We start from the raw sequence: 25215 nt of genomic DNA, 5'->3' as shown, positions 1-25215 counted from the left end.
TCAGTCTGGCAGGAGCGGCAGCAGCTCCGGGAGGTGTCCGTCGGACGCCGCGGCCGCCTCCTGCCGCTCCTGCGGCACCTCCCCGTACAGGGTGGTCCGCGGCTTCGCCGGCCGGCCCGCCGCCTCGGCGATCGCGGTGAGGTCGCGCACGGACCGGTACGAGCCGTAACCGGAGCCCGCCATCCGGGAGATGGTCTCCTCCATCAGCGTGCCGCCGAGGTCGTTCGCACCGGAGCGGAGCATCTCGGCGGCGCCCTCCGTGCCCAGTTTGACCCAGCTGGTCTGGATGTTGGTGATGTGCGGGTGCAGCAGGAGCCGGGCCATGGCGGTGACGGCCCGGTTGTCGCGGTCCGTCGGGCCGGGCCGGGCGATCCCCGCGAGGTACACGGGCGCGTTGGTGTGGATGAACGGCAGCGTCACGAACTCCGTGAAGCCGCCGGTCTCCTGCTGGATGCGGGCGAGGGTACGGAGGTGGCCCAGCCAGTGCCGGGGCTGGTCCACGTGGCCGTACATCATGGTGGAACTCGACCGGATGCCCAGTTCGTGCGCGGTCCTCACGACCTCGATCCAGGTGGCGGCGGGCAGCTTGCCCTTGGTCAGCACCCAGCGGACCTCGTCGTCGAGGATCTCGGCGGCGGTGCCGGGGATCGAGTCGAGGCCCGCCTCCTTCGCGGCCGTCAGCCATTCCCGTATGGACATGCCCGTCCGGCTGGCGCCGTTGACGACCTCCATGGGCGAGAAGGCGTGCACGTGGATGCCGGGCACGCGCTCCTTCACCGCCCGCGCGATGTCGAAGTACGCCGTGCCCGGCAGGTCCGGGTGGATGCCCCCCTGCATGCAGACCTCGACCGCGCCGACGTCCCACGCCTGCGCGGCGCGGTCGGCGACCTGGGACAGGGAGAGGGTGTACGCGTCGGCGTCCGTGCGCCGCTGGGCGAAGGCGCAGAAGCGGCAGCCGGTGTAGCAGACGTTGGTGAAGTTGATGTTCCTGGTGACGATGTACGTCACCTCGTCCCCGACGACGTCCCGGCGCAGTTCGTCGGCGATGCGGGTGAGCGCGTCGAGAGCGGGCCCGTCGGCGTGGAGGAGGGCGAGTGCCTCGTCGTCGGTGAGCTTCGTCGGATCGCCCGCCGCCCGGCTCAGTGCCCGGCGCACATCCGTGTCAACGCGCTGCGGCGCCATGCCGGGCGCCGCAGCCTCGCGCAGCGCGTCCCAGTCCCCGTAGACGTGGTCGAAGTCGTCGCGCCGGTCGTGCGTGCGGCCCTCGGAGTCGATGGTCCGGTGCAGGTCCGTGCGCCCGGTGGCGGTGAACCCTTCGTCGGGCTCCTGCCAGGGCAGGCCGGCGGGGATCGCGTCCTCGCGCGCGAGCCCGGTGCGGGGGTCGGCCAGCGCCTGGACGTGCGGGAACAGCCGGGGGTCGAGCCACGGCTCGCCGCGCTGCACGAACTCCGGGTACACGCAGAGTCGTTCACGCAGCTCGAACCCTTCGACCGCCGACTTCTCCGCAAGCTCGTCGATCTGTGGCCAGGGCCGCTCCGGGTTCACGTGGTCGGGGGTCAGCGGGGAGACCCCGCCCCAGTCGTCGATCCCGGCGCGGATGAGCCGTGCGTACTCGGCGTCCACCAGGTTCGGCGGAGCCTGCAGGCAGGCGGACGGCCCCATGATGTGCCGGGCGACGGCGACGGTGGCGACGAGCTCGTCCAGCTCGGCGTCGGGCATCCCGCGCATGGCCGTGTCCGGCTTGGCGCGGAAGTTCTGCAGGATGAGCTCCTGGATGCCGTGGTAGGCGCGGGAGACGCGGCGCAGCGCGAACAGCGACTCGGCGCGCTCCTCGTACGTCTCGCCGATGCCGATGAGCAGGCCGCTGGTGAACGGCACGTTCGACCGGCCGGCGTCCTCCAGGACGCGCAGCCGCACGGCGGGCTCCTTGTCGGGGGAGCCGTGGTGGGGCCCGCCCGGCTCCGACCACAGGCGGGTGGCCGTCGTCTCCAGCATCATGCCCATGGACGGGGCGACGGGCTTGAGCCGCTGGAAGTCGGTCCAGGACATGACCCCGGGGTTGAGGTGGGGCAGCAGCCCGGTCTCCTCCAGGATCCGGATCGACATGGCGCGCAGGTACGCGATCGTGTCGTCGTACCCGTGGGCGTCCAGCCACTCCCGGGCCTCGGGCCAGCGGTCCTCGGGCTTGTCCCCGAGGGTGATCAGCGCCTCCTTGCAGCCGAGTTCGGCCCCGCGCCGGGCGATCTCCAGGACCTCGTCCGGGGACATGAACATTCCGTGGCCTGCGCGGCGGAGCTTGCCGGGGACGGTGGCGAAGGTGCAGTAGTGGCACTTGTCGCGGCAGAGGCGGGTGAGCGGGACGAAGACGCTCTTCGAGTACGTGATGACCCCGGGGCGCCCGGCGGCTTGGAGCCCCGCGTCCCGCACGCGCCCCGCCGAGGCGGCCAGGTCCTCAAGGTCGCTCCCCCTCGCCTGCAACAGCACGGCGGCTTCGGCGACGTCGAGGGCCACCCCGTCCCTGGCCCGCTTGAGCGCGCGCCGCATGGCGTTCGCGGTGGGCCGTCCCGCGTCGTGTCCGCCCTGGTGATCGGTCATAGCTGCGAGCATACGAGCGCGGGCTAGCGGGCCGGCCGGGGCGGCTGAGTACCAGCGCCTGTTCGGCCTGGGGTCGTCTGCGGATACGCGCGGGTGCGGGCCGCGCGTAGCGTCCGGTCCATGATCGACGACCTCGAACGCCCTCGCGTCCCCCTGCTCCGGTGGCTGGGGATCACCCTGGCCCTCCTGATCGGCGCGCCGGTGCTGTTCGTGCTGGGCCTTTTCGTGACGTACGGGATCGAGAGCGCGACCCCGGAGGACTACCCGGACGTGGCCCCGCAGGAGATGGCGGACCGGGCGGCGACGCGCTCGCGGGAGGCGTACGAGGTGGCCGGCTTCGACGCGGTGCTGCCTGCGGGCCGGGACAACGGCTACTCCGCCGGCTCGTGCTACCCCGGCGGCCTGGAGGGCATGGCGGACACTCCGGTGGAGAACGCGTACGCGCTCTCCCACAGCTGGCAGCTGAACGACGTCCCGCGCGACGAGGCACTGCCGGCGCTGGCCCGGCTGCGGGACCGGCTGCAGGCGGACGGCTGGGACATCACGTCGTACGAGCAGCAACAGGCGTCCGAGGACTGGATCCTGCGCACGGAGCGCGGCAACGGTGAACGCCAGGTCTACGAGTGGATGTCGCAGGGCGGCCGCTTCTTGGGGGGCGTGCACATGGAGTGCGCGTACGCGCCGGCGGGCGAGGAGGGGGACGTGGAGACGGAGCTGGTGCCGCCGGCACTGGGGGCGGGGGCGTGAGGGTCGGACGGCGGGCCGGGGCCCGCCCGTGCGGCCTGTGCCCGCGACTGGTTTCCCACCTGGGCCACTGCACGCTGACGTAGCGTGTGATCATGACCATGCCTCCGCCTCAGCAGCCGGCCGGGCCGTACGGATCGCCGCCGACCCAGCCGAACCCGTACGGGCAGCCGTATCCGCAGAGTCACCCCCAGCCTTATTACGGGCAGCCGTCCGCGCCTCCGCAGCCGTACTCGGCGTATTCCGGAGCCCCCGGACCCTGGGGGCAGCCGCCGTCAGGACCGCCGCCGCGCAAGAACCGGACCGGTCTCGTCCTCGGCATTTGCTTCGGCTCGATGGCCGCCCTCCTCGCCCTGGTCTACTTCGGCAACCGGGGTAGTGACGCCGCCGACGAAGCCGCCAGGGAGGCCGCGAATCCGTTCCCCGCGGCCGAGTACCGGCTGACGGTGCCGAAGACGCTGCTGGACGGCGAGTACGACCTGATCAAGGACGGCTCCTCCGAGGCGAACGCCGATGCGGAGAAGAGCGGCTACGGCGCCGGACCGGACGCCCGCAACGTCAAGGCGGTCCTCGGCTCCTACAACGGCACCAGCACAACAGGCAACAGCGGGCTCGTCGTCACCGGCATGTACGGAGAGTTCCGGAATCCGGCGCAGCCCCGGGACAGCCTCCTGGACGGGATGCGCAAGGCGGAGGGCATGAGCGAGCCCAAGCCGGCAAGGACCATCACGCCCCCGGGCTCCGACGTCGACCTCGAGTGCACCGTGATGCTGTCGAAGGACGAGGACGGCACCGCCACTGTCCCGGTGTGCGCCTGGGGCGACGCAAACACGGCCGCGTACGTCGCCTTCCTGACCCCGGCGGACGCCGCGCAGGACCCCGACTCGGTCGACCTCGACGCGATCGCACAACAGGTCGTGAAGGTCCGGGAAGAGATTCGGCAGCCGATCAACTGACGTTGTGATCGGCCCGGGCTGCTCGACCAAGCCCAGTCCCGGCCCGCAGGGGATTCTGCCGGAATCCACCACCTGTGTGCGTGGCAGCCTTCATGGTGCCGGCACACGGCGGTGCTGGTGCCGTTAGACGCGCCCGGGAGTCTGTGTAACCGGATGAGTCGGCGGGTGAACTCGGGCGCCGTCAAATGGGCTGTGACCACGGATGGAGATTGTGGCCATGAGTGACCTCTCGGGGTGGTCGCTGGAAGGTCTGGAGCGGCGCGTCCACGAGGGTGGTGCTGCAGACGGAGTGGAGGACTGGGAACAGATTCGCGAACTGAGTGTGGGCAGGATGCAATCTGCCGCATACCCTCAGGAAATACGGATCCGATGGGCACACCTCGCCTTGGCTGCCATCGCGGGCAAGTACGCGTCACCCCTTGAAGATCCGAAGAAGCCGGTGGCTGAATCGGCTCATGTGCGCTCCTTCATGATCCGGGAGTTCGGCGAGAGTGAGACGGACGAAGCCCGGCGGATTGGTGAACTCTGCGCGGATGTGGAGGCACATCTCGGCATGACACGCGAAGAGGCGCTTCAACTAGCTTCAGAGTGGCGGGGCGCTCCACGTGAGCAGGTACTTCACTTGAGGCGTATCAAGAACATGCTTACACCGTTGGCGGGGATCCAGGACCTTTTGCGTGAAGAGGATCCGATTCAGCAGGACATCACCGAGTGGTTAACCTTGATCCCCAGACTTCCGTAGGCGCGCAATAGTCCGACCTGAGGACGCAGCGTCGCGGACGAGTGAGGATCCTGCGCTGGGCCCGGGCCGTAACCGGCGCCCGCAGTGGCTCACAAATACCGCGCGTACTCGTCCAACGCCCGCAGTACCTCCAGCTCGCCCCCCGGCGGCAGTTGCAGCACCACCTCCGTCACCCCCTGGTCCTCGTAGTGCGCCAGCTTGCCCGGTGACGGGCGGACCGCGTACGGGACCACTTCCAGGGACTTCGGGTCGCGGCCCGCCGCCGTCCACGCGTCGCGCAGCTTCGGGACCGACTCCCCCATCCCGCGGCCGCCGACCGGCATCCAGCCGTCCCCGTACTCCGCAATGTGCGCGAACAGCTTCGGGCCCGCCGCGCCGCCCACCAGCGTGCGCGGGGCTCCGTCCCGAGGTTTGGGGTGAGCGAAGGAGGCGCTGACCGACGCGTGTTCGCCCTCGAAGGCGCGCGGCTCCGGCGACCACAGTGCCCGCATCAGGCGCATCCTGTCCCGGACCAGTTCCCGGCGCGTCGACCAATCGACACCGTGGTCCGCCGCCTCCTCGACGTTCCAGCCGAAGCCGACGCCCAGCGTGAACCGGCCCCCGGACACGTGGTCCAGGGTCGCGATCCGCTTCGCCAGGGCGATCGGGTCGTGCTGGGCCACCAGCGTCACGCCCGTGCCCAGCCGCAGGGTCGACGTGACCGCCGCCGCCTGGGCCAGCGCCACGAAGGGGTCCAGCATGCGGCCGTACTCGGGCGGGAGTTCGCCGCCCGCGCCGTACGGGGTGGTCCGCGCCACCGGGATATGGGTGTGTTCGGGGAGGTAGAGCCCGGCGTAGCCGCGCTGTTCGAGTTCGCGGGCCAGCCGCACAGGGGTGATCGTCTCGTCGGTGAGGAAGATCGTGGTCGCGATCCGCATGGGGACAAGGTAGGCCCAAACGACAGGCCGCGTCGTCGTCATGGCCGCGTCATCCGCCGATCTCCTGCCAACCCCCTTCCCTTGCACCCGCGTTCACGGCTCAATACCAGGGTTCGACTGCACCGACGCGCCACCGCACCCCTCCTGTCCCTCGACATCCCGGGAGCCGACGGCATGTGCAACGACGACGAACACGCCCTGGGCAGACGCGGTCTACTCGTGACGGGAGCCGCCGCCGCCCTTACCTTGGGCACCGTGAGCTTCGCGAACGCGGCACCACGCACCGGCGAAGGGGCGACGGAGGTCGTACGCGGCACACTGCCGCCCGGCGCACCCGACTTCGTGTACCTCCCTGTGGAGATCCCGGCGGGCGTCAACCGGATCCACGTCTCGTACAGCTACGAGAAGCCGCCCCAGCCCGCCGGCACCGCGGGCAACGCCCTCGACATCGGCATCTTCGACGAGCGCGGAACCGCCCTCGGCAGCAAGGGGTTCCGCGGCTGGTCGGGCGGTGCCAGGGCGGAGTTCTTCATCCAGGCGGACGACGCGACCCCGGGCTACATCCCCGGACCCGTCCGGCCCGGCCTGTGGCACATCGCCCTCGGGCCGTACACCGTCGCGCCGCAGGGCCTGACGTACGAGGTCCGTGTCACGCTCACCTACGGGGAGCAGGCCGAGCCCCGCCCGGCGGTGTACCCGCCGGAGCGGGCCAAGGGGCGCGGGCGCGCCTGGTACCGGGGCGACTGCCACCTGCACTCGTGGTACTCGGACGGCAGGCGCACCCCCGCCGAGATCGCCGCCCTCGCCCGCGCCGCCGGGCTCGACTTCATCAACTCCTCCGAGCACAACACCCATTCGGCACATGCCCATTGGGCCGACCAGGCCGGTGACGACCTGCTGGTCCTGCTCGGGGAGGAGGTCACGACCCGCAACGGGCACGTGGTGGCGCTCGGCACCGACCCGGGGACGTTCGTCGACTGGCGCTACCGCGCCCGCGACAACCGCTTCGGGCACTACGCCCGCGCGATCCGCCGGGCCGGGGGCCTCGTCGTCCCGGCCCACCCGCACGCCACCTGCATCGGCTGCAACTGGAAGTTCGGCTTCGGCGACGCGGACGCGGTGGAGGTCTGGAACGGGCCCTACACCCCCGACGACGAGGTGTCCCTCGCCGACTGGGACAGCGCGCTGGCCGTCGCCGCGCGCACCGGGAAGCGCTGGACCCCGGCCATGGGCAACAGCGACGCCCATCGCCACCCCGACCCGATCGGCACTCCGCAGACGGTCGTCCTCGCCGACGATCTGACGCGCGAGGCGATCCTCGAGGGGATCAGGGCCGGGCGCAGCTATGTCGCCGAGAACAAGGACGTGACCGTGGCCTTCTCGGCGGCCGGCGGGCGGGGGCAGCACGCGGGGATCGGCGGGCGGCTGTCCGTGGACGACGACGACCCGGTGACCGTACGGGTGGAGGTGGCGGGCGTGCCCGACTGCACGGTCCGCATCGTCACCGACCAGGGTGTCCTGCACACGGCGGCGGTCTCGGCCTCAGGGGCGGGCACGGTGGAGTGGCGTACGACGGCGCAGTACGCCACATACGTACGCGCCGAGGTGCGGCACGCGCCGGTCGTCCCCGGGCTCCCGGGGCCGCTGGCCGCCTTCACCAATCCGATCTTCCTGGGCGGCTGACCGGGCGTTCCGCCCACGTACGCTCGGGGGAACCCGAGAGACCGTGGAAGGAACGTGATCATGCGCAGCCCCGCCTCCGGGCCGCAGTCCGTCGACCGCGCGCTGGAGATCCTCGACGCCGTCGCCGACGCGCCCGGCCCCCTCGGGGCCAAGGCGCTCGCGCGGCGGCTGGGGTGCTCTCTGTCGACCGTGTACCACCTGCTGGGGCCGCTCACCGCGCGCGGGCATCTGGTCAGGACCGGCGACGGGTACGCACCGGGACCGCGCGTGGCCGTCCTGCACCGGTCGTTCCAGCGGCATCTCGGACTCGGGCCGCATCTCGCCGAACTGCTGCCGCGGCTGCGGCGGGCGACCGGCGCGGAGGCGTACGTCACGGCGTACCGGGACGGCCGGATCGTCATGCTCGACAGCACGGTGCCGGTCACGGACAGCGAGCACCCCTTCGTGCCCGGCCCCGAGACGCGGGCACACGCGACCGCGCACGGCAAGGTGCTGCTCGCCGCGCTGCCGAGGGCGGCGCGCCGGCGGTACCTGGCCGAGTACGGGATGGCCCGCTTCACCGACCGTACGATCACCGGCGCGGAACGCTTCGAGGCGGAGGTCGAGCGGGTGCGGGGCCGGGGGTACGCGGTGTCCGTGGGCGAGGCCGACCCGGCGTACACCTGCCTCGCGGCGGCGCTTCCGGAGCAGGGCGCGGACGGTGTGGTGCACGCGCTGTCGTTGTCGTTGCCGACGGCGGACTTCCGGCGCCGGCACGGCGAGCTGCGGGCGGCGCTGGTACGCACGGCACGGCATCTGCCACCGGCCGGCTGACCGTACGCCGGCCCCGGTTTCCGACGGCGTCGGAATGCGGGGCCGCCCCAGTGGTGCCGGTCCGCCGCGCGGCCGACCCTGGAGGCATGATCTTCATCGCCGTCAGGTTCACCGTCCGCCCCGAGTACAGCGACCGCTGGCTCGACATCGTCGACGACTTCACGCGCGCCACCCGCGCGGAGCCCGGGAATCTCTTCTACGACTGGTCGCGCAGCGTCGACGATCCGCACAAGTTCACGCTGCTGGAGGCCTTCGCCGACGCGGAGGCGGGTGCGGCCCACGTCGCGTCCGACCACTTCAAGGCCGGCATGGAGGCGATGGCCACCGCGATCGCGACCAAGCCCGAGATCATCAACGTCGAGGTGCCGGGACAGGGCTGGAACGAGATGGCCGAGCTCGAGCCCGCCGCGCGGCACTAGCCCTTCTTCTGCGGGAACAGCGGGGTCCACGGCAGCGCCGTGCGCCACGCCTCGCCGTCGCGCATCCAGTCGTCGATCACCTTCGCCACCGGCTCGGGGCCGATCACGGGGCCCTGCGAGGGCACATGGGCCTGGAAGTGCAGCTCCTCGCGTCCCTCGCGGTACTCGACCTGGTAGCTGAGGTCGTCGTTGAGACCCACCTGCATGTAGTGCTGGTCCACCGGCTCCCTGTCACGCCGTTCGACGATCACGTAGGGGTGGGAGAGGTTCATGTCGGCGAGCAGGTCGTGCACTTCGACGTAGGTGGGGTCGTCGATCGACTTCCCGCCCGCCTCGCTCGCCCGGATCAACGGCTTCGTCATGCGGGCGACTGTACGGGCCGGGTCCGACAGCGCAAGGGCCGCGCCCCACAGCGGGTCACAGGCGCACGGCTTGCACCGCTGGAGGCGGCCGACGGCGAGGCGTCGAGACTCCCGCGTCCGGCGGCGGCAGAGTCGGTGCCGGACACCGACCGAAGGAGCACGTCATGGGCAAGGTCGTCGCGGACATCTCCGTGTCACTGGACGGATTCATCGCCGGACCGAACGACGGCCCCGGAAACCCGCTCGGCGACCGTGGGGAGCGCCTGCACGAGTGGGTGTATCCGCTCGCGAGCTGGCGGGAGATGCACGGTCTCGACGGGGGAACCACGGGGCCCGACGCCGACCTGGTGAAGGAGACGGTGCAGCGTGCCGGGGCCTACGTCATGGGCCGGCGGATGTTCGACTGCGGCGAGGAGCCTTGGGGGGACGAGCCGCCGTTCCGCGCCCAGGTGTTCGTCGTCACGCACGAGGAGCGTGAGCCGCTGGTGAAGCAGGGCGGGACGACGTTCGCCTTCGTCACGGGCGGGGTCGGGGAGGCCGTCGAACGGGCCCGCCGCGCCGCCGGTGACAAGGACGTGGCCCTCGCCGGCGGCGGGCAGCTGATCCGTGGCGTGCTGGCGGCCGGGCTGCTCGACGAGCTCCAGCTGCATCTGGTGCCGGTGCTGCTCGGCGGCGGGGTGCGGCTGTTCACCGAGGAGGGTGACCGGACGATCGAGTTCGAGACGACCCGGGTGATCGACTCACCCTCCGTGACCCACCTGCGGCTGCGCCCCGCCGCCGTGTGACGGTTGCCGTCAGTCGGCCATCACCAGGGCCGGCGTCTCCTTCGTCAGCACCTCGCCGCGGAAGAACGCCGGGCTGCGGCGCTGCATCACGAGCATCAGCACGACGCCGAGGAGCAGCAGGCCGACGCCGATCACGAACACCGACCCCATGCCGAGGACGGAGGAGCCCGAGCCGTAGGCCGGGTCCCACATGTCGTACAGGGTCTTGGCGAAGACGGCGGTGAGCATCAGGCCGCCGACGCCGGGGAGCACTCCCTTGATCATCAGGTTGGCCGCCGAGCGCGAGAGCTCCTTGCGGAAGAACCACACGCAGGCGAAGGCCGTGATCGAGTAGTAGAAGCAGATCATCAGGCCGAGCGCGTAGATGGTGTCGACCAGGACGTTCTCGCTGACGAGGCTCATCACCGTGTAGAAGAGGCCGGTGGCGACGCCCGCGGCGACGGTGGCGAGACCGGGGGTCTTGAAGCGGGGGTGGACCTTCGCGAACGCCTTGGGCATGGCCTCGTACGAGCTCATCGCGAGGGCGGTCCGGGCGACGGGGATGAAGGTCGTCTGGAGGCTCGCCGCGGCGGAGGCCAGGACGGCGACGAAGAGCAGGATGCCGAGGCCCGAGCCCATGATCGGGTCGGCCAGGACCGCGAACACGTTGTCGGAGGTGTCCGGGTTGCCGAGGCCGGTGCCCTTCTCGCCGATGCCGGCGTACATCTGCACGGCGATGGCGACCATCAGGTACGAGACGACGATGATCACCATGGCGAGCATGGCGGAGCGGCCGGGGGTGCGGGTGCTGCCGACGCTCTCCTCGTTGATGGACAGGCAGGCGTCCCAGCCCCAGTAGATGAAGATCGACAGGGAGAGTCCGGCGGTGAAGGCGGAGAAGGACTCGACACCGAACGGGTTCATCCAGGACAGGGAGAAGTCCAGGGAGCCGGCGACCTGGTCCGCCTTGGCGATGGCCATGACGGCGAAGATCGCGAGGACGGCGAGCTGGAGACCGACCAGGGCGTACTGGACCCACTTGGTCGCGGTGATGCCGCGGTAGCTGATCGCCGTGGCGACGCCGATGAAGGCGAGCGTGGTGAGGATGTGGACGGCCTTGTTGCCGTCGAGCGCGGCAACGCTCTCGCTGCCGCTGATCTCTCCGGCGGTGAGCCAGAAGAAGGACGTGGCCACTCCGGCGAGGTTGGAGAGGACGACGACGGTGGCCACCAGCAGGCCCCAGCCGCACATCCAGCCGATCCGCGGGCCGAAGGCCTTCACCGTCCAGGTGAAGGAGGTGCCGCAGTCCGGGACCGCCTTGTTGAGCTCACGGTAGGCGAAGGCGACGAGGAGCATCGGGAGGAAGCCGGCCAGGAAGATCGCCGGCATCTGGAGGCCGACCTCCCCGACGGTGGGTCCGAGTGTCGAGGTCAGGCAGTAGACGGGGGCGACCGTCGAGACGCCGATGACGGCTCCGCCCATCAGGCCGACGGAGTTTCCGCCGAGGCCTTTCTCGCGGACGCCTCCGGCGTCTTCGGGGGCGGCCGCGCCCCGTACTGCATCTCCGGCCTGCGGCCGCGCATCGATCTGGGTCATGAACAGGACGTTAAGTCCTGCGGTTTCCACATCCGGAGGATCGAAGTCCGGATCTAGCCCTTTGGATTCGAAGGTCATATCGGCGAGTCTGTTCATCTTTGAAAGACCATCACGGACCAGGAGGCGCACTTTGCCAGGCAACGGCCGACCCGCTCTCGATTGCGAGAACCGCAGCCATGTCCGATTTGTCGGGCTTCAAAATTTCCCACGGCGATTTTCGGACACCTTTTTCCCGCAGGTTCGGCGGCCGTCCTCACCCCGGCCACACCACTGCCTGCAGCTCGCTGTACGCATGCAGCGCATACGACCCCACGTCCCGTCCCACCCCGCTCCGCTTGAACCCGCCGAACGGTGCCTCCATGTTCCGGCCGACCGTGTTCACCCCGACCCCGCCCGCCCGCAGCTCCCCCGCCACCCGGAACGCGCGGGCCACATCGCCCGACCAGACGTAGTCGATCAGGCCGTAGTCGCTGTCGTTCGCGAGCGCCACACCCTCCTCCTCGTCGTCGAACGGGACCACGACCACCACCGGCCCGAAGATCTCCTCCCGCACCACGCGCATGTCGTTGGTGCAGTCCGCGAACAGCGTCGGCGCGACGTGGAAGCCCCGCTCGAACGCCGGGCGCTCACCGCCCGCCACCAGCCGCGCCCCCTCCTTGCGGCCCAGCTCCACGTACGACTCGACCCGGTCGCGCTGCGCGGCCGAGATCAGCGGGCCGACCACCGTCGCCGGGTCGGCCGGATCGCCGACCCGCAGCCGCCCGGCGTACGCGGCAAGGCCCGCCACCACCCGCTCGTAGACGCCGCGCTGCGCGAGCACGCGCGTCGGCGCCGTACAGATCTGGCCGCTGTAGAACGAGAACGTCGTCCCGATCCCGCGCACTGCGGATTCCACGTCCGCGTCGTCGTAGACGAGCGCCGCCCCCTTGCCGCCGAGCTCCATCAGCTGGCGTTTCATCGTCCGGCCGCACACCTCGGCGATGCGCTGTCCGACCGCCGTCGAGCCGGTGAAGCTCACCATGTCGACGTCCGGCGAGTCGACGGCTGCCTCCCCTGCCGCGGACGCGGAACCCGTCACGATGTTCACCGTGCCGGGCGGGGCACCGGCCTCGTGAAGCGCCTGGGCCATCCGGTAGACCGACAGCGGGTCCTGGGGGGCGGGCTTGACGACGACCGTGTTGCCCGCCGCCAGTGCGGGCGCGACCTTGCCGGCCGCGTTGGCCCACGGGTTGTTGTACGAGGTGATGCAGGTGACGACACCGACCGGGCGGCGCACGGCGACCGCACCGAACACGCCGGCCCTCCCCATGGGGCCCGCCGCGTTGATCTGCGGCGGCACCGCCTGCTCCACGGGTTCCAGCGCACCCCGGGCGTAACGGCGGAAGCGGGCCGCGCCGACGGCGACCTGCATGCCGCGGGCGGTGGCGGTGGTCGCTCCCGTCTCGGCGCGGGCGAGCACCGTGTGGGCCTCCGCGTCCCGCTGGACGAGGTCCGCGGCCCGGTCCAGGATCGCCGCCCGCTCCTCCGGTTTCGTACGCGACCAGGCCGCGAACGCCTCCCGGGCCGCCGCGGCCGCCTGGTGCACCTGGGCGCGGCTCGCCTCGGGCGCGAGCCCGACGACCTCCTCCGTGGCCGGGTCGACCACCTCGTAGTGGCCGAGGTCCGGCTCGACCCACGCGCCGCCGATGAACAACTTCTGCGGCCTCATCGGGTCGACACCGTCCCGGTGTCCCGTCCCGAGCGCAGCACGACGCCCGGCACGGCCCCGGTGACCCGGTCGTCCCTGATCGTCTCGACGCCGTTGACACGGACGGAGACGATGCCGATCGCCGGCGCGTCCAGGCGGGGGCTGTCACCGGGCAGGTCGTGCACCAGCCGCGCGGGGCCGGCGTCGATCCGCTCCGGGTCGAACAGCACCAGGTCCGCGTGCCAGCCCTCCTGGACCCGTCCGCGCTCGCGCAGGCCGAACAGCCGAGCCGGCTCGTCCGTGAGCATCCTGACCGCCTGTTCCAGGCCGACCAGGCCGCGGCCGCGCAGGCAGTCCCCGAGGAACCGCGTCGTGTACGGCGCCCCGCACATGCGGTCCAGGTGCGCGCCCGCGTCGGAGCCGCCGAGCATGACGTCCTCGTGCTGCCACGTCTCGGCCCGCAGCGCCCAGGAGGCCGAGTCGTTGTCGGTGGGCATGGGCCACAGAACCGTCCGCAGCTCGTCCTCCGCGCAGATCTCGACAAGGCACCCGAAGGGGTCCTGGCCGCGCTCGGCGGCGATGTCGCGCACGACCCGTCCGGTCAGGCCCTCGTTCTCCTTCGCGTACGTGTCGCCTATGACGTACCGGCCGAAGTCGGCGAGGCGGCGGAAGACGCCGGCCTCCTTCGCCTCCGCGCGGCGCAGCATCTCCGCCCGGACCGCCGGGTCACGGAGCTTCGCGATCCGCTCGGGGACCGGGAGGGCGAGGATCTCGCCCCAGCCGGGGATCAGGTTGAGCGCGCAGAACGTGCCGAGCGACATGTTCATGGGGGTCAGGATCGGCATGGTGAGGGCGACGATCCGGCCGCCGGCCCTCCGGGCGCGCTCGCTCGGTAGGAGCTGGCGCGGCACGCGCTCGGGAACGGCGGCGTCGATGGTGAGCACATTCCAGTTGAGGGGCCGCCCGGCGGCGGCGCTCATCGCGACGAGCAGGTCGATCTCCTCGTCCGCGAACCGGTCGAGGCAGCCCGCGACGATGGCTTCGAGCTGGGTGCCCTCGTGCTCGCCCACGGCCCTCGACAGGGCGATCAGCTCGTCGGGCCGGGCGTGCCGCGAGGCGACGGGCCGCCCGTCGCCGTCGGAGTGCGTCGACGACTGGGTCGTGGACAGGCCCCAGGCGCCCGCGTCCATGGCGTCGTGGAGGAGGCCGGTCATCTGCCGGAGCTGCGCGGGCGTGGGCTGCCCGCCGACGGCGTCCGGCCCCATGACATGGCGGCGCAGGGCACAGTGCCCGACCATGAAGCCGGCGTTGACGGCCGTCCGGCCGTCGAGCGCGTCCAGGTACTCGCCGAAGGTGTGCCAGGTCCAGGGAGCACCCTGTTCCAGGGCGACCAGCGACATGCCCTCGACCTTGGACATCATGCGCCGCGTGTAGTCGGCGTCCTCGGGCCGGCCGGGGTTCAGCGGGGCGAGGGTGAAGCCGCAGTTGCCGCCCGCGACGGTGGTGACACCGTGGTTGAGGGAGGGCGTGGCGTACGGGTCCCAGAACAGCTGGGCGTCGTAGTGGGTGTGCGGGTCGACGAAGCCGGGCGCGAGAACGAGACCGGTGGCGTCCTCGGCGGTGCGGGTCTGCTGGGTGACGCTGCCCGGCGGGGCGATGACGGCGATGCGGCCGTCGCGGATGCCGACGTCGGCGGGGAAGGCGGGCCCGCCGCTGCCGTCGACGACGGTCGCGCGCCGTATGAGGTGGTCGAGCATGGGGCGTCCCTTCTCGTGCGGATGGGCGGTCGCCCTGCACGCGCGGGCGGTGTGTGGCCCGGCCGGGGGCGCCGCGTTCGGCCGCGAACGGGGGCGCGCCGGCCGGGCCGGTACGGGTGGCGGTCCGGGAAGACGCCACCCGCGTGGGTGGGGGGACGGGGCGAGGGCGGGTGGCGCCTGCGGCGGGCCTTCCCCCACCCCGCCCCTCAGCCCGCCGACTCCCGGAAGCGCGTCGTGCGGTGGATCGGGTCCGTGTCGATGTGGGGGATCACCTGCTCGCCGATCAGCCGGATCGTCGTCATCGTGTCCTCGTACGACACCCCGATCGGCAGCCCGAACGACAACTGGTCCGCCCCCGCCTGCTCCCACCGCTTGCACTGCTGCAGCACCTCCCCCGGGTCGCCGCAGATCATCAGTTCCTCCGCTATCAGCAGCTCGATGATCTCCGCCGTGTACTCCGGCAGCAGCTCCGGCCACTCCGGGATGCCCTCCGGCCGCGGGAAGGTGTCGTGGTAGCGGAAGAGCAGCGACTGGAGGTAGTTCAGTCCGCCGCCGGCCGCGATCTCGACCGCCTTCTCGTGTGTCTCCGCGCAGATCGCCGTCGACGTCACCATGACGTTGTCGTTGACGAACGCGCCGACCGCCTTTGCCTCCTTCACCGCCGTCTTGTACGACTCGACGACCCACTCCATGTCGGAGACCTTCTGCACGCTGAAGCCCAGCACGCCGAGGCCCTTCCGGCCCGCCATGGCGTACGAGGACGGGGAGCCGGCCGCGTACCACATGGCGGGGTGGGCCTTCCCGTACGGCTTGGGGAGGACCTTCCGCGGCGGAAGGGACCAGTGCTTGCCCTGGAAGCCCGCGTACTCGTCCTGGAGCCACATCCTCGGGAACTCGGCGATCGTCTCTTCCCAGATCTCCTTGGTGTGGTTCATGTCGGTGATGCCCGGCATGAATCCGAGGATCTCGTGCGATCCCGCGCCGCGGCCCGAGCCGAACTCGAAGCGGCCCTCCGACAGGTGGTCGAGCATCGCGACCTTCTCGGCGACCTTGACGGGGTGGTTGACGGGCGCGAGGGGGTTGAAGATCCCCGATCCCAGGTGGATCCGTTCCGTCGCGTGCGCGAGGTAGCCGAGGAAGACGTCGTTGGCCGACAGGTGGGAGTACTCCTCCAGGAAGTGGTGTTCGGAGGCCCAGGCGTACTTGAACCCGGACCGGTCCGCCTGGATGACGTACTCGGTCTCCTCCATGAGCGCCTTGTGCTCGGCGAGCGGGTCGGTCGCGGCGCGCTTGCCGAGGTATCCCTGTACGAAGATGCCGAATTCCACGGGAGTTCACCGCCCAATCATTCCTGACGCTTCGTCAGATGAGGATGGCTCCGACTGTTCCACCGCCCGGACGGGAACGCAATACCTGACGATCCGTCAGCCCTGGCCCCGGCCGTGTCACAGCACGCTGACCCCGGCGAGCCATCCCCCGTCGATGACGAACGGCTGACCCGTGATGTACGAGGAGTCCTCACCGGTCAGGAAGAGCGCGAGCCGCGCGACCTCCTCCGGCCGCCCGACCCGGCCGAGCGGCACGAGCGTGCGGTACAGCTCCTCGATCGCTCCGGGGTCCGCGCCCTCCGGATTGCTCATCGGGGTGTCCACCGCGCCCGGGCACACGGCGTTGACCCGGATCCCCCGCCCGGCGAGCTCCAGCGCGGCGACCCTGGTCAGGCCGAGGACGGCGTGCTTGGACGCGGTGTACGCGCCGACGTACGCCATGCCCGTCAGCGCCGTGTACGAGGCGGTGTTGACGATCGTCCCGCCGCCGGCGGCCTCGATCTCCGGGGCGAGCGTCTTGATCCCGAGGAACGCGCCGACCTGGTTCACCTGGGTGATGAGCTGGAACTCCTCCAGCGGCGTGCCGACCAGCTCGTTGAAGCGCAGGATGCCCGCGTTGTTGACCAGGCCGTCGACGCGTCCGAAGGCGTCCTTCGCGGCGGCGACCGCGGCGGTCCAGTCGTCCTCCCGGCTCACGTCCAGGTGGACGTACAGGGCCCCCAGTTCCTCGGCGAGCTTCCCGCCCTGCTCGTCGAGGACGTCGGCGAGGACCACGTGTGCGCCCTCCGCCGTGAAGAGCCGGGCCTCGGCCTCGCCTTGCCCGCGTGCCGCGCCGGTGATGAACACGACGCGTCCGTCCAGCTTGCCCATGCCGAGTCTCCCTGGTCGTTGGAGGATGGTTCGAGGGTCATCCGAGCCGGGGGGCCACGTCGGCGGCGAACGCCGCCATCTGGTCCGTCAGTTCGGCCACGCCGCGACTGCGGAAGCGGACCTGGATCTGGTCCACGCCCATCACCGTGTAGGCGCGCAACGCATCGGCGAGGGCCTGCGGCCCGCCGGTGAGGGTCCTGCGGCCGGTGTGCCAGGCGGGTTCGCCGACGTAGAGCGGTTCGGTGATGGCGCCGATCACGCAGGGCGCCTCGATCCCGGCCTTCTCGCGCAGCGTCCTGATGCGGGCGATCTGCGCGGGCAGCCGGTCGCGCGGGTCGCCCTGCGGCAGCCAGCCGTCACCCTTGAGCGCGGCGCGGCGGACGGCGGCGGGCGAGGAGCCGCCGACCCAGAGGGGTACGCGCTCCTGGGCGGGCCGGGGCCGTTGCCCCAGGTCCTTGAAGGAGTACCGCTCCCCGGTGAACTCGGGGAAATCCTCCGGGCCGAGCGCCGCCCGCAGCGCGTCGACGGTCTCGTCCAGCACGGGTCCGCGGTCGTCGAAGCCGACGCCGAGCGCGTCGAACTCCTCACGCACATGCCCCGCGCCGACCCCGAGGATCAGCCGCCCGCCGGAGAGGTGGTCGAGGGTCGCGAACTGCTTGGCGGTCAGCAGGGGATGCCTCAGTCCGACGACGGCGACATGGCTCAGGAGGCGGACGCGTTCGGTGACCGCCGCGAGGTGGGAGAGCGTGGCGACGGGGTCGTACCAGACGGTGGACATGGCATCGGCGAGACGGCGCGGGATCGCGACGTGATCGCAGACGGCGATGTACGCGAAACCGGCGCGGTCGGCGGCGCGGGCGATCTCGACGAGCGCGCCCGGCCCGGCGTCGGCCTCCCAGGCCTCGGCGTAGAGGGCGCTCTGGGACTGGACCGGGAGCTGCATCCCGTACGCGACCATGGAGGAACTCCTCGTATCTGACGGACCGTCACAAACGACGGCCCGCCCATGGTCTTGCCCAGCGGTCCATGAGGCAAGGCCCCTGCGCCGCCTACCCCAGCAGCGCGTACACCGTGGAGGCGCGGGCCGCTGGAGCGTCCGCGCCGTCGGGCGTCATGGTGATGTCGGCGAACGCCATGCGCCGGCCCAGCTTGGTGATCCGCGCGTCGACGAGGACGTCCGCGCCCGTGACGGCGCGCAGGAAGCTGGTGGACTGCTGGACCGTGGTCATGGGGACGAAGCCGCCGCGCGCCGACGACACGGCGATCACGGTGGTGGTGTCGGCCGCGGCCATCAGCGCCTGCCCGGACAGGGCCCCGCCCTCTCGCGCAAGCCGCTCGGACCACGGCAGGCGCAGCACCGCGTGCAGCTCGCCCGCCTCGTGGACGGTCAGCCCGAGGTCGAGCACCCAGGGCGCGAAGTTCTCGGAGAGGATCTTGTCGGCTTCGGCGAGTGAGAGTGTCATGCGGAGCATGGTGCCGTGGTGGGGGGCGGCGAGGTAGCGGGCCCGGGGGACAAGGGCTTTTCCACCGATGCATTCGGCCACTCGTGTCGGCGCGGGGGGCTACGCTGAGTATCGACTGGTCCGCACCGCGAGGGAGACGCATCATGACAGTGATGCTGGAACGTCCGACGACAGACGGCGCCGACCCCCGCCGCTTCGAGGAGCTCTGCGAAGCCCTCGACGAGCTGAATGTGCCCGACGGCTTCAACGCCGAGATCATCAGGGGGAACATCGTCGTGTCGCCGTGGTCGAAGGCGTACTACCTCGACGTCATGGATCTGGTCTGCGATCAGTTGCGCCCCCGCCTTCCGGAAGGACACCGGATCAGCTCGGCTCCCGCCCTCTACGTGTTCCCCGGCGTGGAGCGGGCGTACGGACCGGACGTCCACGCGGCTCACCGTCAGACCCGCCGGACGACAAGCCGCCACCTGGACGGGGAAGGGCTCTCCTTCGTCGCCGAGTTGACCTCCCCCTCGACGCGAGACGACGATTTCACCGACAAGGCCGAGCGCTACGGCAAGGCCGGCGTTCCTGTCTACCTCCTGCTCGACATGCAGGAGGACAGTGCCACCGTCTTCTGGTCGCCGACCGCCAAGGGGTACGCCTCCCACCTCACCGTGCCCTTCGGCGAGAAGATCCACATCCCCGCGCCGTTCGACTGTCACCTCGACACGACGGGATTCCAGGCGCCCAGCGAAGGCTGACGCCTGGAACCGGCCCCCGGCCGGCCCGTTCCAGGGCTCACGCCCCCGCCCACAAACCGTCCTCCGTCAGGCCCAGCAGGTCGATCGCGTTGCCGCGCACGATGCGGTTCACCACGTCCGGGGGGAGGTGGGCCATCTGGGACTCGCCGACCTCCTTCGACTTCGGCCACGTCGAGTCCGAGTGCGGGTAGTCCGTCTCGTACAGCACGTTGCCCGCGCCGATCGCGTGCAGGTTCCGCAGGCCGAAGGCGTCGTCGAAGAAGCAGCCGTACACATGCTCGGCGAACAGCTCGGAGGGCGGGCGGGTGACCTTGTCGGCGACGCCGCCCCAGGCGCGGTTCTCCTCCCAGACCACGTCGGCCCGTTCCAGGATGTAGGGGATCCAGCCGATCTGGCCCTCGGCGTACATGATCCGCAGGTTCGGGAAGCGTTCGAACTTTCCGCTCATCAGCCAGTCCACCATCGAGAAGCAGCAGTTGGCGAAGGTGATGGTCGACCCCACGGCCGGCGGGGCGTCCGCCGACGTCGAGGGCATCTTCGAGGACGAGCCGATGTGCATGGCGACGACCGTGCCGGTCTCGTCGCACGCCGCGAGGAACGGGTCCCACGCGTCGGTGTGGATGGACGGCAGTCCGAGGTGCGGGGGTATCTCGGAGAAGGCGACCGCGCGCACCCCGCGTGCCGCGTTGCGCCGGACCTCGTCGGCGGCGAGGCGGGCGTCCCACAGCGGGACGAGGGTGAGCGGGATCAGCCGGCCGCGGGCCTCGGGGCCGCACCACTCCTCCACCATCCAGTCGTTGTACGCCCGCACGCCCAGCAGGCCGAGCTCCCGGTCGGCGGCCTCGGTGAAGGTCTGGCCGCAGAAGCGGGGGAAGGTCGGGAAGCAGAGCGCGGACTGGACGTGGTTGACGTCCATGTCGGCGAGCCGGTCGGGCACGGAGTACGACCCCGGGCGCATCTGCTCGTAGGTGATGATCTCCAGCTTGATCTCGTCCCTGTCGTACCCGACGGCCGTGTCGAGCCGGGTCAGGGGGCGATGCAGGTCCTCGTACACCCACCAGTCGCCGATCGGGCCGTCGTCGCCGGGCGCCCCCATGACCGGCGAGAACTTTCCGCCGAGGAAGGTCATGTCCTTCAGCGGGGCCCTGACGACGCGCGGGCCGGTGTCGCGGTACTTCGACGGGAGCCGGTCCCGCCAGACATGGGGGGGCTCCACCGTGTGGTCGTCCACCGAGATGATCTTGGGGAAGGTCTCCATTCCCCTCACGGTAGCGCTTATCTGACGGTTCGTCAGCTAGCGGCGACCGCCCCGAAGTCACCATGAACTCCACGTATACACCCTGTGTATAGTGCGCTCACGCACGCGGCAGACCACCGCGGCACACCGCCGCGCGCCGCGACCACCACACAGGGGGAACACCGTCATGCCCGTCAAGACGCACATACGCGGGGCGCGGGTTGTCTCCGCCCTCGCCGCCGCCTCGCTCGCGCTCGTCCTCGCCGGCTGCTCGGCGGACACCACCTCGCCCGCCGACGCCCGCGCGGACGCCCGCGCCGACGGGGCGGCGCTCTCCGACGGCAAGCAGCCCGGCAGCGGCAAGGGCGTCGGGGCGGAGGCCCGACCGGCCGCGGACTGCGAGAAGGCCAAGTGCATCGCCCTGACCTTCGACGCGGGCCCCGGCAAGGACACTCCACGCCTGCTCGACATGCTCGCGAAGGAGAAGGTGCACGCCACCTTCTTCCTCCTCGGAAAGAACCACGTCCTCAAGCACCCGGACGTCGTCCGGCGCCTCGCCGCCGAGGGCCACGAGGTCGCCAACCACACCTGGACGCACCAGCGTCTGGACCAACTGAGCAAGGAGGAGATACGCGACGAACTGGGCCGCACCCAGGACGCCATCGCCGACATCACCGGCACGAAGCCCACACTGATGCGCCCGCCCCAGGGCCGTACCGACGACGACGTCACCGCCGTCAGCAAGGAACTCGGCCTCTCCCAGGTGCTGTGGAGCGCCACGGCCAAGGACTACTCGACCACCGACTCCGCGCTCATCGAGCAGCGCATCCTCGACCAGGCCGACCGCGACGGAATCATCCTGCTCCACGACATCTACGACGGAACGGTGCCCGCCGTCCCCGGCATCATCGAGGAGCTGAAGAAACGCGGTTACACCTTCGTCACGGTCCCCGAGCTCCTCGCACCCGCCGAACCGCAGCCCGGAACGGTCTATCGTCCCTGATCAGGTGTGGGACGAGGCTCACACGGGCAGGCGGGAGACGGAGGTGCCCCGCTGCTGACGGGGCCGCCCCCTACAGGGCAGACTGTCGAGGGCGATTTCCGGCAGTACGGGCAGGGGGCAGCCAATGGACCGTGACAGCGGGCCACGCGTACCGAATCAGCGCGCTCCGCTGCACAGCGGAGCGGACGACGCGGCCCGGCTCCACTTCAGCGTGCTCGGGCCGGTCCGGGTCAGGCGGGGCGCGGAGACCCTGCCGCCCGGCTCGCCACAGCAACGAGCCCTGCTCGCCGCGCTGTTGCTGCGCGACGGCCGGACCGCGACGGCGTCGGAGCTGATCGACGCGATCTGGGGCGAGGAACCGCCCTCGCAGGCCCTCGCCGCCGTTCGCACGTACGCCTCCCGGCTGCGCAAGTCCCTGCCCGCCGCCGCGCTCGTGACCGAGTCGGGCGGTTACGCCCTGCGGGTGGGGCGCGGCGCGCTCGACCTCGCCGTGGCGGAGGAACTCGCCGCGGAGGCGGACAAGGCGCGCTCCGCCGGCGACCGTTCCCAGGCCCGGACGCTGATCAACAAGTCGCTGGGCCTGTGGGACGGCGAGCCGCTGGCCAACGTCCCCGGGCCGTACGCGGAGAACCAGCGCACGCGGCTGGAGGAGTGGCGGCTGCAACTGCTGGAGACCCGCCTCGACCTGGACCTGGAGCTCGGCTGCCACGCCGAGGCCGTCTCGGAACTGACCGCGCTCACCGCCGCGCATCCGCTGCGTGAGCGGCTGCGGGAACTGCTGATGCTCGCGCTGTACCGCAGCGGACGGCAGGCGGAGGCCCTGGCCGTCTACGCCGACACACGGCGTCTGCTCGCCGACGAACTGGGCGTCGACCCGCGGCCCGAGCTGGCCCGCCTCCAGCAGCGCATCCTCCAGGCGGACGCGGAGCTGGCGCGGCCGGTAGAGGAGCCGTCACCCGCGCCGCAGGTCACGCGCCCCGCACAACTTCCGGCCACCGTCTCGGACTTCACCGGCCGTTCCTCCTTCGTACGGGAGCTGGGCGACCAGCTCGCCGCCGCCGAGGGCTCGGTGATGGCGGTCTCCGCCCTCGCGGGCATCGGCGGCGTCGGCAAGACGACGCTGGCGGTGCACGTCGCCCACCAGGCGCGCAAGCACTTCCCGGACGGACAGCTGTACGTGGACCTCCAGGGCGCGGGCAACCGGGCCGCCGAGCCGGAGACCGTGCTCGGCGCGTTCCTGCGCGCCCTGGGCGCGGCGGACTCCGCGATCCCGGACACCCTGGACGAGCGGGCCGCGCTGTACCGCTCGACGCTGGACGGGCGCCGGGTGCTCGTCCTGCTGGACAACGCACGCGACGCGGCCCAGATCCGGCCCCTGCTGCCGGGCACGGCCGGATGCGCGGCGCTGATCACCAGCCGGGTGCGGATGGTGGACCTCGCGGGAGCGCACCTGGTGGACCTGGACGTGATGTCGCCGGAGGAGGCGCTGCAGCTCTTCACGCGGATCGTGGGCGAGGAACGGGTGCGTGCGGAGCGGGAGTCGGCACTGGACGTGGTCGCGGCGTGCGGGTTCCTGCCGCTGGCGATCCGTATCGCCGCGTCCCGCCTCGCGTCGCGCCGGACGTGGACCGTCTCGGTCCTGGCGGCCAAGCTCGCGGACGAACGCCGCAGACTGGACGAGCTCCAGGCGGGCGACCTGGCGGTGAAGGCGACGTTCGAGCTGGGCTACGGCCAGCTGGAACCGGCCCAGGCCCGCGCCTTCCGCCTGCTGGGCCTGGCGGACGGCCCGGACATCTCGCTGGCGGCGGCCGCGGCGGTGCTGGACCTCCCCCTCCACGAGACGGAGGACCTGCTCGAGGCTGTGGTCGACACGTCCCTGCTGGAGTCGGCGGCGCCGGGCCGCTACCGCTACCACGACCTCGTGAGGCTCTACGCGCGTGCATGCGCGGAGCGCGACGAACATCCGCCGCAGGAGCGGGAGGCGGCGCTGTCGCGGCTGCTGGACTTCTATCTGGGGACGGCGGCGCGGGTGTTCGCCATGGAGCGCCCCGGCGACCGGCTGGTGGACCATCTGGAGCCGACCGGGGATGCCGGGCTGTCGTTCGCCGACCGGCAGGAGGCCCAGGACTGGCTCTACGCCGAGGCGCACTGCCTGCTGGCATGCGCGCGCCAGGCGTCCAGCGGGAAGCAACTCCGGCGGGCGGTGGACCTGCTGTGGGCAGCCCAGAATCTGGCCGAGTCCGGGGCCAACTCCAAGACGTACGAGGCGACGGCCTTCCTTGCTTTCGATGCTGCGCGAGCCGCCGGTGACAGGCGTACGGAAGCCCGCGCGAGGACTTCCCTCACCAATGTCCATCTGGTGGCAGGCCGTTACGCGGAGGCGGACGAGGAGGCCGCACAGGCGGCCGCGCTGGCGAAGGCCTCTGACGATCCGGCTCCGGTGTACTGGTCGGACAACGATCGCGGCATCATCGCGTTCAACCAGGGGCGCAACGCGCAGGCCGAGGAACACCTGCGCAACGCCATGGAGGGCTCGCGCGCCGACGGCAATCTGCCCGGCGAAGCCAGTGCGCTGTGCAACCTCTCACGCGTGCACGTCGTCACGGGCCGGGCCTCGCAAGCCATCACGCTGGCCCGGGAGGGCCTCGCCATATACGACAGGATCGGGCACAAGCTGCGCCTGGCCAATGCGCGATTCGCGCTGGGCATCGCACTCACGGCGGCAGGCAAGCATTCCGAGGCGTTGAAGCAACTGACGGAGGCCTTGGCCCAGTTCGAGGCCAACCGCCAGCGGCTGTGGGAGGGGACCACTCACTTCCGCATCGCCGAGGCCCACTTGTCCGCCCGTCGCCCCGCAGGAGCTGCACAGCATGCCGAGCAAGCACTGGCCATCGGCTGCATCGGCGGAGACCGCACACGGGGCAAGGTACTGATCACGCTCGGCCGGGCGCTCGAAGCTCTCGGCCAGTCGGACCGTGCCCGTGCCTGCTGGCGTGAGGCGCTGGCCCTGCACGAGCAGTCCGGCGCTGTGGAGGCCGAGGAGGCCCGGCAACTGCTCACCACTCCGCTGAGCGCCGCCTGAAAAGGCTGAGCGAGGGCGTTCATCGAATGTTTATGCTCGTCCGACATGCTCAACGGCAGTCGATCCGTCGCGTCGGGGGGCAGACGGATCACCGGGACCGAAAGGTCCACTGGCCTTCCGTCCGGCGGTACTCGGGGGAGTCTCCGGGCGGAGGGCCGACCCCAGTCTCATCGGTCAATCCCATGGGGGACGAAACATGAGCAGCACCGAGAAGAAGAAGAGCGAAGAGATCACCACGATGGGCGACCACCACTCGCCGGCGCCGCCGGCCGACGGCGGCTTCACGACCATGGGTGACCACCACTCACCGATCCCGCCCGCCGACGGTACGGTGACGACTCTCGGAGACCACCACTCGCCCCTTCCGCCCGCCGACGGCGGCATCACCACCATGGGTGACCACCACTCACCCGTGCCTCCGCGCGACTGAGCCACACACGACGGGGAACGGCCG

22 protein-coding genes are annotated in these 25215 nt (G+C 71.2%); 11 read left to right on the top strand and 11 right to left on the bottom strand.

The window, feature by feature from the left end:
• Nucleotides 1-2595: a bifunctional FO biosynthesis protein CofGH gene (locus HW130_RS17085; RefSeq protein WP_256356139.1), complete on the bottom strand. Its 2595-nt coding sequence runs from the start codon at nucleotides 2593-2595 to the stop codon at nucleotides 1-3.
• A 120-nt stretch (nucleotides 2596-2715) separates the two neighbouring features.
• On the opposite strand from HW130_RS17085, the gene HW130_RS17080 reads away from it, so the two are divergent.
• The 3 genes from HW130_RS17080 to HW130_RS17070 all read left to right on the top strand — a co-directional run bounded on the left by HW130_RS17080 (nucleotide 2716) and on the right by HW130_RS17070 (nucleotide 5037).
• Nucleotides 2716-3342 carry a hypothetical protein gene (locus HW130_RS17080; RefSeq protein ID WP_177150457.1) on the top strand — a complete coding sequence of 209 codons (627 nt, stop codon included), beginning with the start codon at nucleotides 2716-2718 and terminating at the stop codon, nucleotides 3340-3342.
• Nucleotides 3343-3674: 332 nt separating this feature from the next.
• Nucleotides 3675-4295 carry a hypothetical protein gene (locus tag HW130_RS17075; RefSeq protein WP_177150456.1) on the top strand — a complete coding sequence of 207 codons (621 nt, stop codon included), beginning with the start codon at nucleotides 3675-3677 and terminating at the stop codon, nucleotides 4293-4295.
• A gap of 217 nt (nucleotides 4296-4512) precedes the next feature.
• The gene (locus HW130_RS17070; protein ID WP_177150455.1) at nucleotides 4513-5037 is read left to right on the top strand and encodes a hypothetical protein; all 525 of its coding nucleotides are present in this window, start codon (nucleotides 4513-4515) and stop codon (nucleotides 5035-5037) included.
• A gap of 89 nt (nucleotides 5038-5126) precedes the next feature.
• Here HW130_RS17070 and HW130_RS17065 read toward each other — a convergent pair whose 3' ends face one another.
• On the bottom strand, nucleotides 5127-5954 hold the full coding sequence (locus tag HW130_RS17065; protein WP_177150454.1) for an LLM class F420-dependent oxidoreductase: 828 nt from the start codon (nucleotides 5952-5954) through the stop codon (nucleotides 5127-5129).
• Nucleotides 5955-6128: 174 nt separating this feature from the next.
• On the opposite strand from HW130_RS17065, the gene HW130_RS17060 reads away from it, so the two are divergent.
• The 3 genes from HW130_RS17060 (at nucleotide 6129) to HW130_RS17050 (ending at nucleotide 8869) form a co-directional block, all read left to right on the top strand.
• Complete coding sequence (locus HW130_RS17060; protein WP_177150453.1) at nucleotides 6129-7637, top strand: CehA/McbA family metallohydrolase; 1509 nt, start codon at nucleotides 6129-6131, stop codon at nucleotides 7635-7637.
• Nucleotides 7638-7697: 60 nt separating this feature from the next.
• Nucleotides 7698-8450: an IclR family transcriptional regulator gene (locus tag HW130_RS17055; protein WP_177150452.1), complete on the top strand. Its 753-nt coding sequence runs from the start codon at nucleotides 7698-7700 to the stop codon at nucleotides 8448-8450.
• Nucleotides 8451-8536: 86 nt separating this feature from the next.
• Nucleotides 8537-8869 carry a putative quinol monooxygenase gene (locus HW130_RS17050; protein ID WP_177150451.1) on the top strand — a complete coding sequence of 111 codons (333 nt, stop codon included), beginning with the start codon at nucleotides 8537-8539 and terminating at the stop codon, nucleotides 8867-8869.
• On the opposite strand, the gene HW130_RS17045 is transcribed toward HW130_RS17050, so the two are convergent.
• Complete coding sequence (locus HW130_RS17045) at nucleotides 8866-9231, bottom strand: hypothetical protein (RefSeq protein WP_177150450.1); 366 nt, start codon at nucleotides 9229-9231, stop codon at nucleotides 8866-8868. The genes HW130_RS17050 and HW130_RS17045 overlap by 4 nt on opposite strands.
• A gap of 164 nt (nucleotides 9232-9395) precedes the next feature.
• Between HW130_RS17045 and HW130_RS17040 the strand changes: the two genes are divergently transcribed.
• The gene (locus HW130_RS17040; RefSeq protein ID WP_177150449.1) at nucleotides 9396-10016 is read left to right on the top strand and encodes a dihydrofolate reductase family protein; all 621 of its coding nucleotides are present in this window, start codon (nucleotides 9396-9398) and stop codon (nucleotides 10014-10016) included.
• A gap of 9 nt (nucleotides 10017-10025) precedes the next feature.
• Here the strand turns inward: HW130_RS17040 and HW130_RS17035 are convergent, their stop codons facing one another.
• The 7 genes from HW130_RS17035 to HW130_RS17005 form a co-directional block, all read right to left on the bottom strand.
• Nucleotides 10026-11591 (bottom strand): APC family permease, encoded by a 1566-nt coding sequence (locus tag HW130_RS17035; protein WP_177150448.1) that lies wholly within the window; start codon nucleotides 11589-11591, stop codon nucleotides 10026-10028.
• 253 nt (nucleotides 11592-11844) lie between these two features.
• A complete protein-coding gene (locus HW130_RS17030) occupies nucleotides 11845-13299 on the bottom strand; it encodes an aldehyde dehydrogenase family protein (protein ID WP_177150447.1) in 1455 nt (484 codons plus the stop codon).
• Complete coding sequence (locus tag HW130_RS17025; RefSeq protein WP_177150446.1) at nucleotides 13296-15035, bottom strand: amidohydrolase family protein; 1740 nt, start codon at nucleotides 15033-15035, stop codon at nucleotides 13296-13298. The genes HW130_RS17030 and HW130_RS17025 overlap by 4 nt, the downstream gene beginning before the upstream one ends.
• Before the next feature lie 206 nt (nucleotides 15036-15241).
• Nucleotides 15242-16363, bottom strand: a complete 1122-nt coding sequence (locus HW130_RS17020; protein ID WP_177150445.1) for an LLM class flavin-dependent oxidoreductase — start codon at nucleotides 16361-16363, stop codon at nucleotides 15242-15244.
• Nucleotides 16364-16480: 117 nt separating this feature from the next.
• Nucleotides 16481-17233 (bottom strand): SDR family NAD(P)-dependent oxidoreductase, encoded by a 753-nt coding sequence (locus HW130_RS17015; protein WP_177150444.1) that lies wholly within the window; start codon nucleotides 17231-17233, stop codon nucleotides 16481-16483.
• 37 nt (nucleotides 17234-17270) lie between these two features.
• Nucleotides 17271-18191, bottom strand: a complete 921-nt coding sequence (locus HW130_RS17010) for a TIGR03619 family F420-dependent LLM class oxidoreductase (protein ID WP_177150443.1) — start codon at nucleotides 18189-18191, stop codon at nucleotides 17271-17273.
• 91 nt (nucleotides 18192-18282) lie between these two features.
• Nucleotides 18283-18696: a PaaI family thioesterase gene (locus HW130_RS17005; protein ID WP_177150442.1), complete on the bottom strand. Its 414-nt coding sequence runs from the start codon at nucleotides 18694-18696 to the stop codon at nucleotides 18283-18285.
• A gap of 143 nt (nucleotides 18697-18839) precedes the next feature.
• Here HW130_RS17005 and HW130_RS17000 point away from each other — a divergent pair, with 143 nt between their 5' ends.
• Complete coding sequence (locus tag HW130_RS17000) at nucleotides 18840-19439, top strand: Uma2 family endonuclease (RefSeq protein WP_177150441.1); 600 nt, start codon at nucleotides 18840-18842, stop codon at nucleotides 19437-19439.
• 37 nt (nucleotides 19440-19476) lie between these two features.
• On the opposite strand, the gene HW130_RS16995 is transcribed toward HW130_RS17000, so the two are convergent.
• The gene (locus tag HW130_RS16995) at nucleotides 19477-20697 is read right to left on the bottom strand and encodes an amidohydrolase family protein (protein ID WP_177150440.1); all 1221 of its coding nucleotides are present in this window, start codon (nucleotides 20695-20697) and stop codon (nucleotides 19477-19479) included.
• Between the two features lie 166 nt (nucleotides 20698-20863).
• Here HW130_RS16995 and HW130_RS16990 point away from each other — a divergent pair, with 166 nt between their 5' ends.
• The 3 genes from HW130_RS16990 (at nucleotide 20864) to HW130_RS16980 (ending at nucleotide 25191) form a co-directional block, all read left to right on the top strand.
• Nucleotides 20864-21679: a polysaccharide deacetylase family protein gene (locus HW130_RS16990; RefSeq protein ID WP_177150439.1), complete on the top strand. Its 816-nt coding sequence runs from the start codon at nucleotides 20864-20866 to the stop codon at nucleotides 21677-21679.
• A gap of 124 nt (nucleotides 21680-21803) precedes the next feature.
• The gene (locus tag HW130_RS16985; protein ID WP_177150438.1) at nucleotides 21804-24761 is read left to right on the top strand and encodes a BTAD domain-containing putative transcriptional regulator; all 2958 of its coding nucleotides are present in this window, start codon (nucleotides 21804-21806) and stop codon (nucleotides 24759-24761) included.
• Nucleotides 24762-24957: 196 nt separating this feature from the next.
• Nucleotides 24958-25191, top strand: coding sequence for a hypothetical protein (locus HW130_RS16980; RefSeq protein WP_177150437.1), 234 nt, complete (start codon nucleotides 24958-24960; stop codon nucleotides 25189-25191).
• Nucleotides 25192-25215: the final 24 nt, after the last annotated feature.

The organism is Streptomyces sp. PKU-EA00015, assembly GCF_013387495.1.
In the GTDB taxonomy this organism is placed as follows: Bacteria; Actinomycetota; Actinomycetes; order Streptomycetales; family Streptomycetaceae; genus Streptomyces.
The sequence above is the reverse complement of the archived record's forward strand: the minus strand, read 5'-3'. Positions and strand labels throughout refer to the sequence as shown.